At 38.9% G+C, this 13,063-nt stretch carries 6 protein-coding genes; 4 read left to right on the top strand and 2 right to left on the bottom strand.

Features of this window, described 5'->3' with window-relative positions:
- Positions 1 to 22 precede the first annotated feature (22 nt).
- Positions 23 to 1,039, top strand: coding sequence for a tRNA (adenosine(37)-N6)-threonylcarbamoyltransferase complex transferase subunit TsaD (tsaD, locus tag D0T53_RS11990; RefSeq protein WP_163268219.1), 1,017 nt, complete (start codon positions 23 to 25; stop codon positions 1,037 to 1,039).
- 56 nt (positions 1,040 to 1,095) lie between these two features.
- Positions 1,096 to 1,719: a hypothetical protein gene (locus tag D0T53_RS11985; RefSeq protein ID WP_163268217.1), complete on the top strand. Its 624-nt coding sequence runs from the start codon at positions 1,096 to 1,098 to the stop codon at positions 1,717 to 1,719.
- Positions 1,720 to 1,809: 90 nt separating this feature from the next.
- Here the strand turns inward: D0T53_RS11985 and D0T53_RS11980 are convergent, their stop codons facing one another.
- Together D0T53_RS11980 and D0T53_RS11975 are read right to left on the bottom strand one after the other, a co-directional pair.
- Positions 1,810 to 3,855 carry a M3 family metallopeptidase gene (locus D0T53_RS11980; protein ID WP_163268264.1) on the bottom strand — a complete coding sequence of 682 codons (2,046 nt, stop codon included), beginning with the start codon at positions 3,853 to 3,855 and terminating at the stop codon, positions 1,810 to 1,812.
- Between the two features lie 86 nt (positions 3,856 to 3,941).
- Entirely contained in the window at positions 3,942 to 4,580 is a 639-nt protein-coding gene (locus D0T53_RS11975; protein WP_163268215.1) for a nitroreductase family protein, read from the bottom strand.
- Positions 4,581 to 4,854: 274 nt separating this feature from the next.
- Between D0T53_RS11975 and ruvA the strand changes: the two genes are divergently transcribed.
- The gene (gene ruvA, locus D0T53_RS11970) at positions 4,855 to 5,433 is read left to right on the top strand and encodes a Holliday junction branch migration protein RuvA (RefSeq protein ID WP_163268213.1); all 579 of its coding nucleotides are present in this window, start codon (positions 4,855 to 4,857) and stop codon (positions 5,431 to 5,433) included.
- Positions 5,434 to 5,501: 68 nt separating this feature from the next.
- The gene (gene sprA / locus D0T53_RS11965; RefSeq protein ID WP_163268262.1) at positions 5,502 to 12,998 is read left to right on the top strand and encodes a cell surface protein SprA; all 7,497 of its coding nucleotides are present in this window, start codon (positions 5,502 to 5,504) and stop codon (positions 12,996 to 12,998) included.
- Positions 12,999 to 13,063 lie beyond the last annotated feature (65 nt).

The raw sequence follows: 13,063 nt of genomic DNA, 5'->3' as shown, positions 1-13,063 counted from the left end.
AATAAAACAACGCATTTATTTTATGATTACAATACTAGGTATCGAATCGTCGTGCGACGATACTGCTGCTGCGGTTATACGTGATGGTATTTTGCTGTCGAATGTAGTGTCGAGCCAGAAAGTACACGAAAGTTATGGGGGAGTTGTTCCCGAATTGGCGTCAAGAGCGCATCAGCAGAATATAATACCTGTTGTTCACGAAGCCTTAAAACTTGCAGGGGTTGATAAAGATGAACTTAGCGCTATTGCTTTTACTCGTGGTCCCGGACTAATGGGGTCGTTGCTTGTAGGAACATCATTTGCTAAAGGTTTTTCTACAGCTTTGCAAATTCCTTTGGTTGATGTAAATCATTTGCATGCGCATATTTTAGCTCACTTTATAAAAGCAGAGGGAGAGGATAAAAAATTTCCTGCTTTTCCTTTCTTGTGTTTGTTGGTTTCGGGTGGAAATTCGCAGATTGTACTTGTGAAATCGTACAAAGAAATGGAAATAATAGGACAAACTATTGACGATGCCGCAGGCGAAGCCTTTGATAAATGCGCAAAGGTTATGGGTTTAGGTTATCCGGGTGGTCCTATTGTCGATAAGTTAGCAAAGGAAGGCGATCCTTCGAAATTCAAATTTAATAAGCCTCACATACAGGGTTACGATTACAGTTTTAGCGGATTAAAAACTTCTTTTTTATATTTGCTGAGAGATGAAGTGAAAAAAAATCCCAACTTTATAGAAGAAAATAAGAAAGATTTATGTGCTTCGTTGCAGCAAACCATAATCGAGGTGCTGATGGATAAATTATATAAAGCTGCAAAAGACCTTAAAATAAAGGACGTGGCAGTAGCCGGAGGAGTATCGGCAAATTCAGGGTTACGACAGGCTTTTGAAGACTACAGGCTGCGTTATGGATGGAATATCTATATCCCGAAGTTTGGCTATACAACCGATAATGCGGCGATGGTAGCAATATCGGGCTATTATAAATATTTAGATAACGATTTTTGCTCTATCGATGCTGCACCTTATGCCCGATTAACAGTCTAGCATTCACACATATATACACTAGAACTAACTATAACACTAACTTAAAACACTTTATTATGAAAGATGGAAATTCGGAAATCGGAGATTATGATTTTGGCAGTGACGATGCTTACAAAACAAACATGCAGGATGGAGTAGAAGATAAATTAAATTCGGCATTTAATGGTTTTGTACAAAAGGATGAAAATATTACAGAGGCTGTTGTTGCTGAGCCGTTGAGTGCAGAATCTTTAGATACAACGTTGGAAAGAGTAGAGGAAATTGATTCAGCTTACGAAGATAAGAATTTTGCAGGGGCTATACTTGGAGGAATTATTGGTACTGTTGTAGGTGCACTAATATGGACACTGATTACTGTTATAACAAACTATAAAATAGGATATGCTGCTATTGGGGTTGGTTTATTAGTCGGCTTTTTGGTTTATCGCATGGGTAAGGGCAAATCTTTTATGTTTGGAATAATAGGAGGCTTGTTTGCTTTGATTGCCTGTGTAGTTGGCGACTTTTTTAGTGTTGTTGCTATAATGGCTAACGAGCTCGAAATGTCTTATTTCAGCTATCTTACAGGACATGGTTTTGCCGATTCTATAGATATAATGAAAGCATGGTTCGAACCTCTGGATTTGTTGTTTTATGGAATAGCCGCGTATGCAGGTTTTAAACTTTCGTTTAAGGACTAGGATATTAAACATGCTTTTAATAAAATAAATAAGCCCAAAAGAAATTTTCTTTTGGGCTTATTTGTGTAGAAATATTTTTATTCTGTTTGTTTATTTCACTCCGTTTCTGTCGAGCAGTGCATCAACAGTAGGTTCGTGTCCTTTAAACTTAATGTACAACGACATCGGATCTTCGGTGTTACCTTTTTCTAAAATGTTTTTGCGGAACGATGTTGCTGTTTCTTTGTCGAATATTCCGGCTTTTTTGAATGAGGCAAAAGCATCGGCATCCAATACTTCCGACCACTTGTAGCTGTAATATCCTGCGGCATATCCGCCAGCGAAAATGTGGCTGAACGATACCGACATATTTGTGCCGGGAACAATAGGAAGCACAGCAGTTTTACTCATCGCTTTTTGTTCGAAATCCAGAATGTTGCCGGTATAGGCTTTGGTTTGTGTGTGCCAAGCCATATCCAGATATCCGAATGATAATTGACGGTAGCACAAATATCCTGCAAGATAATTTGAAGCATCTACAAGTTTTTTCACTAATTCGGCAGGAATCCGTTCGCCAGTTTGGTAATGTACCGCAAATTTATCAAGGTAGTCTTTTTCTGTCAGCCAGTTTTCCATCACTTGCGAGGGTAGTTCTACAAAATCGCGTGCTACGCTTGTTCCCGAAAGGGTTTCGTATGTACACTTGCTCAACATACCGTGTAGTGCATGTCCGAATTCGTGTAAGAAAGTTTCCACTTCGTCAAAAGTCAGTAACGCCGGTTTGTTTTCGGTTGGACGAGTGAAGTTCATCACTATTGAAATATGCGGGCGAGAATCTTTTCCGTCACGCATATACTGATCTTTATAGCTGGTCATCCATGCTCCCTGACGTTTTCCATCACGTGGGTGAAAATCGGTATAAAGAACGGAAAGGAATTTTCCATCGGCATCGAATACTTCAAACGCCTCTACTTCGGGATGATATACCGGAATTTTCGAGTTTTTCTTGAACGTTAATCCGTATAAGTCGGTAGCTAAACCAAACACACCTTTTTTTACGTTTTCTAATTCAAAGTATGGACGTATCAGTTCGTCATTTACCTGATATTTGGCATCTTTCAGTTTTTCCGAATAATAAGCCCAGTCCCAAGGTTGAATCTCAACCGCACTGCCTTCCATTCCTATAGCAAAACCTTGAACTTCTTTTACATCTTGTCGTGCGCTTAGAGCGTATGCCGCATACAATTTATCCAATAAATCGTAGACCGACTCTTTGTTTTTGGCCATTTTATTGCGTAAGCTCAATGTGGCATAGTCAGGGTATCCTAATAAATTGGCTATTTTAAGGCGGGTTTCAGCTATTTTTATAACATTTTCTTTATTATCGAACTCACCACCTTTAACACATTTCGTGCAGTAAGCCATATATAGCTTTTCGCGAAGATCGCGACGCGATGAATATTTCATAAAGCCGATATAGCTGGGTGCAGAAAGATCGAAGCGCCATCCTTCCTTGTTTTTCGATTTGGCACTCATTGCTGCAGCCTCTTTAATGCTTTCGGGTAGTCCGGCAAGGTCAGCTTCATCGGTTAAAACCATTTCGAAGAGGTTGCTTTCCTTTAATACATTCTGCCCGAAGTTTAAAGTCAACTTGCTTAATTCTGTCGAAAGTTCACGATAAATAGCTTTGTCGGCATCGCTAAGGGTGGCCCCACTGTTTTCGAACCCTTCGTATATTTTTTCAACCAAACGTATCTGCTCGGGATTTAGGCCCGATTCGTTACGTTTGTCATATACGGCTTTTACTTTTTTAAATAAGCCTTCGTTAAGGGTTGTATTGCTCGAATGCTCCGATAGTTTAGGGGAAACTTCTTGCGATATTTGCATCATTTCGTCATTACTTTCAGCACTCAACAGATTGAAAAATACTGTTGTTACTCTGCCTAACAAATCGCCCGATTTTTCGAAAGGCTCAATTGTGTTTTTGAAAGTAGGAGCTTCTTTTGAATTTACTATTTTGTCTATTTCAGCCTGATGGTCTTTTATTCCTTTTTCGATGGCCGGCAGATAATGTTCGTTCTTTATCTTATCGAAAGGAGCGGTTGCATGAGGCGTTTTGTAAGCTTTAAAAAATGGATTTGCTTGTATTGTAGTCATAGCTAACGTTAATAATAAAAAAAGTGATAATTTTCTTTTTCTCATATCGTAATATTTAAATTATAGAGTTTCGGGTTTTGCTTAATTTATTTCCATTGGGTTATTTCTTCGGCCGAAAAGCGTATTGTGTCATGCGGTGCTTCATCAGCTTTTCCTATCGAAATAAGTATCATAGGTATATAACGATTGGTGTCGAGCCCTAAAGCTTCGGTCAGTTCTTTTTTCATATATCCGCCTATAGGGTTTGTGTCGTATCCATATGCTTTGGCGGCTAACATAATTTGCATAGTTATCATACCGCAGTCGAAAACAATAACATCTTTAGCCTTTTCGGGTGTGTAGCTTCCTGCATATTGTTTTATTTTAGCTATGCGAGCCTGAGCATGCTCTTCGCTCATAAGTCCCGTTTTTACCGATTCGGAAACAATCTGTTCGGTATATGATGCGTTTTGCATATCGCCAAAAACGGCAATTATTGCAGCCGAAGTGTCGCATTGCACTTCGTTGAACATCATAAAAGGTTTTATTAATTTCTTGCCCTCTTCGGAGTCGATAACAACAAAACGCCAAGGTTGTAAATTAAGCGATGATGGCGCTGTTATAGCATCCTGAAGAAGATTTGTCATTTCTTCTTTGCTTATTTTTACCGATGGATTATATTTTCTTATCGAATACCGGTCTTTTAATAGAGTATTTGCCGGATTTATTACATCTTTAATTTTCATATGCATTAATTTTCTGTATATTAAATCGGATTTATTTTCACAAAGATAAAATAAGTAATTCAAAGAATTTTATCTTTGCAGATTAATATAATTAAAAAGAAACCGATAGAATACAACAATATATAAGAATGTATAATCTCATGATGTTAGAAATGACATGTTTAGTGCGTTTGGTTTTTTTAACGAAATGCAATGATTGAATAAACTTAATAGAGGGTTATACGTTTTTAATATTTTTGACGTTGTTATTATAAGGTAAAAGATTTGTAGTTCGATGATAGATTATATAAAAGGAGAAATAGCAGAATTAACACCTGCATCGGTAGTAATTGAAAATAACGGAATTGGATATCTGCTTCATATTTCCCTGAATACATATTCGGCGCTTAACGGGCAAAAGTCGTCGAAGTTATATGTTTACGAAGCTATAAGGGAAGATGCTCATTTATTGTTTGGGTTTAATGACAAACACGAACGGGAGTTGTTCTTATTGCTCATAAGCGTATCGGGAATCGGGGCAGGAACAGCCCGGATGATATTGTCGTCAATGAATCCGCACGAATTGGAATCGGTTATAGCCTCGGGCAATGCCGATATGTTGAAAACAGTGAAAGGTATTGGGCTGAAAACAGCTCAACGGGTTATTGTTGATTTGAAAGATAAGATAAGAATATCGGAAGGTGTTGGCATACCATCGGTGGTTGATAGCAAGATTGTTGAGGAATCGGTTGCTGCACTTGTTATGTTAGGGTTTCCTCAAAACGTTTCGCATAAGGCTGTTTCTAAAATATTGAAAGATAAGCCCGATTGTACTATCGAAGAGGTTCTTAAATTAGCACTTAAAATGTTATAATCTTTTCAAAACTACAGGATTGATAGTTGAATAGAATTCTTAAATATGCTTGTTTATCGGTACTCTTAATGTTAGGGGTACTGAGTTTGTTTTCCGGAACTTCCGGCAGAACAGAGAGCGTATTATTGCAGCCCGAAGTACAGCAAACTCCTCCTCAAAACCAGAATGACGAGGATTCGGTAGCGGGTGCGCGTTATCCTGTGAAAAAAACACAAATATCTACTTACGAAGATTTGGAGAACCGTACACCGATAGATTTACGAGATCCGTCAAATGTAAAAACCGAGATAGAATACGACCTTAAAAATAATGTTTACCTGTTTAAATCTAAAATCGATAATGATGTTTGGGTAACACCTTTTACCCTTAACGAAAAGCAATATCAGGATTATACATTAAAACAATCGATGTCGGAATATTTTAAATTGAAAAATTCGGAACTGGTTGAAAAAGGAAGTACAACGGAAGATTACAATCTGAAAGATATAAAAATCAATATTGGTCCTGCCGAAAAAATATTCGGTCCCGGAGGTATACGTTTTAAGCCCCAAGGATATGTTGAATTGTCGATGGGTGTGAGGCATCAATCGATTGACGACCCTACTATGCCGCAAAAGGGTAGGAGTAATACTACATTCAAGTTCGATGAGAAGATAAAGTTAAGTGTAAATGCGTCGGTAGGAGATAAAGTTAATTTCGATCTGAATTACGATACGGAAGCAACATTCGATTTCGATTCGAAGAAAGTAAAACTTGCATACGAAGGAAAGGAGGATGAGATAATACGTTACCTTGAAGGAGGGAATATTAGTTTTAATACAACAAACTCTCTTATTCCCGGAGTCTCGTCTCTGTTTGGTATCCGTGCCGATCTACAGTTCGGTAAGTTGCGTGTAAATACGGTAATCTCGCAACAGGAATCGGAATCGCAGACTGTTAACTCGAAAGGCGGTGTACAAACAACGTCGTACGAATTTAAAGCAGACCAATACGATGAAAACCGGCACTTCTTTCTAGGTCACTATTTTCGCGATCAGTACGATGAGGCTATGAGCCGTTTGCCGTATGTAAAGTCGCCTGTTATAATTTCGCGAATGCAGGTTTGGGTTACAAACAAGAGGGGGAATTTCGATCAGGCACGTAATATTGTTGCTTTTGCCGATTTAGGAGAGCCTAAAGTGATAAAAGATAGTACAATATGGACAGGAACAGGGATATACCCCGAAAATAGAGCGAATACACTATATGAAGAAATGACAACTACTTATGCCGATATTCGCGATATAAGTAAAGTTACATCTACTCTTAGCACTGTTGGTGGAACAGGGCTTACTGCGGGCACAGCCTACGAAAAGCTTGAAAGCGCTCGTCTACTATCTTCCAGCGAGTATTCTTTTAATCCGCAGTTAGGATATATATCGTTAAACAGCACCTTGCAATCTGATGAGATTTTGGCTGTTGCTTTTGAATATGAAGTGTTGGGAAAGACGTATAAGGTTGGAGAGTTTGGTGCAGATATTGTTGATAAATACGATTCGGGTAACCCAAAATCGGGAGCATTGATCTTGAAATTATTGAAGCCGGTGTCTATGTCTCCTAACTCTTACACATGGCATCTGATGATGAAAAACGTTTATTCGCTTGGTGCGTACCAACTGCAATCGGATAAATTCAGGCTTAATATTTCTTATCAGAGCGATACAACGGGAACATATATAAATTATATACCCGAGGGCATTTTAAAAGATACAGTGCTGCTGCGTGTGATGAACCTTGACAGGTTGGATTCGCAAAAGAGGGAAAGAGCAAATGGTGATGGTATATTCGACTTTTTAGAAGGGTATACGGTTATTCCTCAAAATGGTAGAATTATTTTTCCTGTAATCGAACCGTTCGGGTCGCATTTAAGAAAAAGGATTAAAAACGATGATATTGCTGATAGGTATGTTTATCAGCAGCTATATGATTCGACTTTGACTGTTGCCCGTCAGAATGCGGAGAGAAATAAATTTAAAATATCGGGGACATATAAGGCTAGCAATAATAACGAGATATTCCTGAATGCGACCAATGTGGCACGCGGGTCGGTTAAAGTTATGGCAGGAGGGGTGCAATTGACAGAAGGAACTCACTATTCTGTCGATTATATGTCGGGCATTGTAAGGATAATCGACCAAAGTATAATTGATGCGGGAACATCGGTTAGCGTTTCGCTCGAAAACCAGTCGTTTTTCAGTATGCAAAAGAAAACGATGTTAGGTCTGAATCTTAGTTACGAGTTTTCGAAAGATTTTAATATAGGGACAACCTTCATGCATATGTACGAAAAGCCTTTGGTTATGAAAACTGAGGTAGGGGGCGAATCGGTAAAAAATACGCTTTGGGGGGTAAATACATCATATCGCACCCAATCGCAATTACTTACCGATTTGATTGATAAGCTTCCCTTTGTAACCGCAACAGCTCCATCGCAAATAGCTTTTAACGGAGAGTTTGCCCACATGATTCCCGGTCACTATACAAATAAATATGCAGGCGGGTATTCTTATCTCGACGATTTTGAATCGTCCCGTTCCCGCTTATCATTGAGTGACCCATATAGTTGGAATTTAGCATCTACTCCGTCTATGTTCGACGAATCAAAAAGCGATAGTGTAGATTATGGATATAACAGGGCGCACATGGCTTGGTTTAATATCGACAGATTGTTTACCCGCCGAAATTCGTCGCTCACACCTTCGCACATAAAAGAGGATAAAAACCAATTGTCGAATCATTTTGTGCGTGAAATTAGTGTTACCGAACTGTATCCTAACAGGGAAACCCTTTATAGCGAGAATGCAATAATTACTGCATTTAACGTTTCGTATTACCCTGAACAACGGGGGCCATATAACCTTGATGCTGTAAATATATCGAACGAAGGTAAACTGAAAGATCCGCAAAAGCGTTGGGGAGGTATTTTCCGAAAAATGCCTGTTCAGGATTTTGAAAGTAATAACTACGAGTATATTGAGTTTTGGCTGATGGATCCCTTTACATATAATGATACAATTACTAATGAGAGTGATAAAAATCATGGTGGGTATCTTTATTTTAACTTGGGCGATGTGTCGGAAGATATTTTGAAAGACGGGCGTAAATTTTATGAAAACGGTCTGCCTGTAAGCGGCGATTTGTCTCAGGTCGACTTTACGGCATGGGGTAAAGTGCCTAATAGGCAATCGACCGTATATGCATTTGACGCCAGCCAGAGTAATGCATTGTATATGCAGGATGTGGGGCTTAATGGTTTGAGAACCGAAGAGGAGCATGAATACTACTCGTATAAAAACTATGTTGAGAAATTTATAGATAAAGTACAAGGGAATGCAGATGCCTACATCCGTTTGCAAAACGATCCTTTTTCGCCACTGAATGACCCTGCCGGAGATAATTATCATCATTACAGGGGAGCCGATTACGACAGGGATAGGGTAAGCATTCTCGATCGTTATAAGTACTATAACGGAACGGAAGGTAACTCGACCAGTACCGATAACGACATGATAAATACATCGCGGAGGGTACCCGATGTGGAAGATATAGATCAGGATTATACCTTAAACGAAAAAGAATCGTATTACCAATATAAAATTCATCTGAAACAAAGCTCTATGGCTGTTGGTAAAAACTACATTACCGAGGCCCGGAAAGTAAAAGTGAAGTTGGAAAACGGTACAGATGGTGAAGTGACATGGTATTTGTTTAAAGTTCCGCTTAGGGATGATGCGAAAGAAAAGGTTGGGTCTATTCAGGATTTTAAATCGATACGTTTCATGCGTATGTTTATGCATGGGTTTGAAAAACCAACATTCCTCCGTTTTGGTACGCTCGAACTTGTGAGGGGAGAATGGCGAACATACACCCAAAATCTGAATCATGATATAAATACTCCTAATGGAGGAGAAATAAATGTCTCTTCGGTAAGTATAGAAGAAAACAGCAATAAAGAGCCTGTTAATTATGTTTTACCTCCGGGAGTAACCCGTATACTTGATCCTAGTCAGCCTCAATTACGGCAGGAAAACGAACAAGCGCTATCTTTGCAGGTTATTGATTTGGATGGCTTTGGAGCTACACGTGCAGTTTATAAAACATCGTCTTACGATTTACGCCGGTTTAAGCGTTTACAAATGTTTACTCATGCCGAGGAACTTATAAGTGGTTTAGGCGAATTGAAGAAGGGAGATTTGAGGGTATTCATTCGTTTGGGTTCCGATTATAAGAATAACTATTACGAGTACGAAATGCCTTTAAGCATAACACCTCGCGGAAAATATAACGAAAAAAACGAGGCAGACCGTTTAATTGTGTGGCCTCAGGAAAATATGTTCGACTTTCCTCTCGAACTGCTTAAAAACGTGAAAGTTAATCGTAATAGGAAAAAACGTCAAGCCGGATCGTCTTATTCATATACAACGCCATATGATGAAGAGAAAGATCCGGAGAAGCCGACTAATAAAGTGACGGTAATGGGTAACCCTTCGTTAGCAGAGATTAATGTGATAATGATCGGGGTAAGAAATACTTCATCACGAACACATTCGGCAGAGATATGGGTAAATGAATTACGGGTTACCGATTTTGACGAAGAAGGAGGATGGGCAGCACAAGGAAATCTTAGTATAGGTTTATCCGATATTGGGACGGTAAACGTTACAGGACGAAAAGAAACCGCAGGCTTCGGTTCGATAGAGCAAAGCCTGATGGAAAGAAGACAGGACGACTATCATACATATAGTATAGCTACCAATGTCGACTTAGGGCGGTTTTTACCCGAAAAAGCTAAGATGACAATTCCGTTGTACTATACTTATACAAATGAAACAACAACTCCACAGTACGATCCATTAGATCAGGATGTTTCGCTCGATGAGGCTATGTCGGCGGTAAGTACTAAAGCCGAGAAAGATTCTATAAAGAATTTGGCTCAGACTAAGACTATCAGCAAAAACTTTAGTTTAAGTGGTGTTAAGGTAAATATTAAGAGTAAAACCCCAATGCCTTACGACCCGGCTAACTTTACTTTCGGGTATGCTCAAAGTTCGGTCGAGATGTCCGATCCTACAACGGTTTATGATCGTACCGAAGATTATAAGGCGAGTGTAACTTATTCGTATTCGCCGTTGATGAAAACATGGAAGCCTTTTGGCGAAACGAAGAGTAAAGCTCCGATGTTGAAATATGCAAAGTCGTTAGGTTTCAATTATTTGCCAACTAATATATCGTTTAATTCGTATTTAAGCCGGTATTATACCGAAACAGCAGTAAGGGATCTGGAAAGTTACGTTCTGGGTGGAGATAATAAAGACAATGAGTATTTGTCTTTCAGTTCGAATTTCTATTGGGACAGAAGTTTCAGTATGACATGGGACTTTACAAAAAATCTGAAAACGAGTATACAAACCGGAACTAAGGCCGAAATTTATGAACCTTATCTGCAGGTAAACAAAAAGCTAAATCCTGACGATTATCAGCTGTGGAAAGATACCGTAATTCAGAGCTTGAAGCAATTGGGTACTCCGTTGTCGTATAACCAAACTGCAAAGGTTACTTATGCATTGCCATTCTCAGATATTCCATTCCTCGATTGGGCAAATTCATCGGCTAATTACGAGAGTTCTTATAGCTGGCAGCGGGGGACTGATGTGTCGAACGAGTATAAAGTGGGTAACTCGTTGAGTAACAGTTTGACTTTTGGTTTGAATAACAGATTTAATATGGTGACTTTGTATAACAAGTCGGCTTTTTTACGAAAAGTGAATCAGAAATTTAATATGTCAAGCTCTCCTCGTACGCCTCAAAGACCGGTGCGTGCCGAAGCAAAGAAGCCCCGAAAATTTGAGCGAGAAGTTACATTAAATACCGATTCGGCAACAGTTATAAATCATAATTTAAAAACAAAGAATGTTATTGTTTCGGCCAGACGTGTGTCGGATGGGAAAATATATAAAATCAAGTTTAAGAAAACAGATGATAATACAATTCGTATCAATGTTAAAGATACCGTAAAACTGAAGGTAAATGTTTTGCAGGGGCCCGATCCCGAAGAACAGCTTTGGTATAAAGTGGCTCAATATTCGGCTCGGGGGCTGATGTCGTTACGTAGTATATCTATTAATTATTCGAGACGTAAGGAGAATCATATTTATGGGTTCAAACCTAATGTTGGCGATTTCTTTGGACAAAACAGCAGAGATGACGGAATGGCTCCCGGTGTGGGGTTTGCCTTTGGATTTGATGGCGGGGAAAAGTATGTGGATAAATTACTGTCTAAAGAAGAATCGTGGTTACTTCTCGATAATGCAATGAATATTAGTCCGGCTATATTTAACTCAATGGAGAAACTTGATATTAAAGCTGATTTAGAACCTATAAAAGGACTGAAAATAAACTTATCTGCTTTAAGGGAAACGAACGACCGCACAAGCTACAAATACATGTACGACGGAAAACCTAAAAGTTATGGTGGTAGTTTTACAATAACAACAATATCTATAGGTTCGGCTTTCGAGTCTGTTAATGCAAATAATGATTATTATTCGAAGGCTTTCGAAAAATTTGTTGGTTACAGAACACAGATAGCAAACCGTTTAGAGAATAAATATCAAAATAGTAGATACCCAGAAAGCGGCTTTCTTAAAAATCATAATGCGAGCAAGCCGGGTGGTCCTAATGGTGGAGTATACGACCCTGTTCTTTATGGAGGTGTAGATAAAAACTCTGCCGATGTGTTAATACCTGCATTTTTGGCAGCATACACAGGTAAAGATCCTGATAAAATATCCTTATCCCCTTTCCCTTCGCTTAGTTCTTTGGTGCCTAACTGGACTATAACTTATGATGGGCTTATAACACTGCCTTGGATAAGAGACAAGTTTAAGTCGTTGAGAATAATGCATGGTTATACCAGCCAATACCGTATCGGTTCGTACGAGTCGTTTTCTAGTTGGGTTAGTGCCGGTAACGGGCTTGGTTTCACTCAGAATTTAGCTGGTAATCCAATGCCTTCTTCGCCTTATAATATATCGTCGGTTAGTATTGTTGAACAATTTAACCCGTTATTTGGTACCGAAGGAACTCTTAATAATAGCCTTACATTGCGTGCCCGCTATAATACACAGCGAAATCTGAATCTGAATATAACTTCGTATCAGATTGTAGAATCGCGCACAAAAGAAATTGTTGTAGGAATGGGATATACTATAAACGAATTTAATCGGGTGGTAGGATTAACTTCTCGTAATCAGGGCGGATTTAATAACGATCTTAAATTAAGTGGCGATTTATCGTACCGAAAAACACATTCGTTACTACGAAAAATAGAAGAATACTTCTCGCAGGCAACCGCCGGTACAGAAGTGCTTACAATAAAACTAGCTGCTAACTACGCATTAAGCCGTGCATTAACACTTAGTGCGTTCTTCGACAGGGCTGTTAATACTCCTTTAGTGTCGGCATCCTCTTACCCAACCACAAACACCAATTTTGGGGTAAGTATTCGGTTCAATTTGACACAATAATGTTTTGAAATATTAAAACTCTAAAAAACAGACTAATTAGAAAGGGTGTTTTATAACAAAGTTGT

The organism is Dysgonomonas sp. 216, from assembly GCF_010501065.1.
GTDB lineage: Bacteria > Bacteroidota > Bacteroidia > Bacteroidales > Dysgonomonadaceae > QVMM01.
Note: the sequence above shows the minus strand (reverse complement) of the source record. Positions and strands in the feature narration are given on the sequence as shown.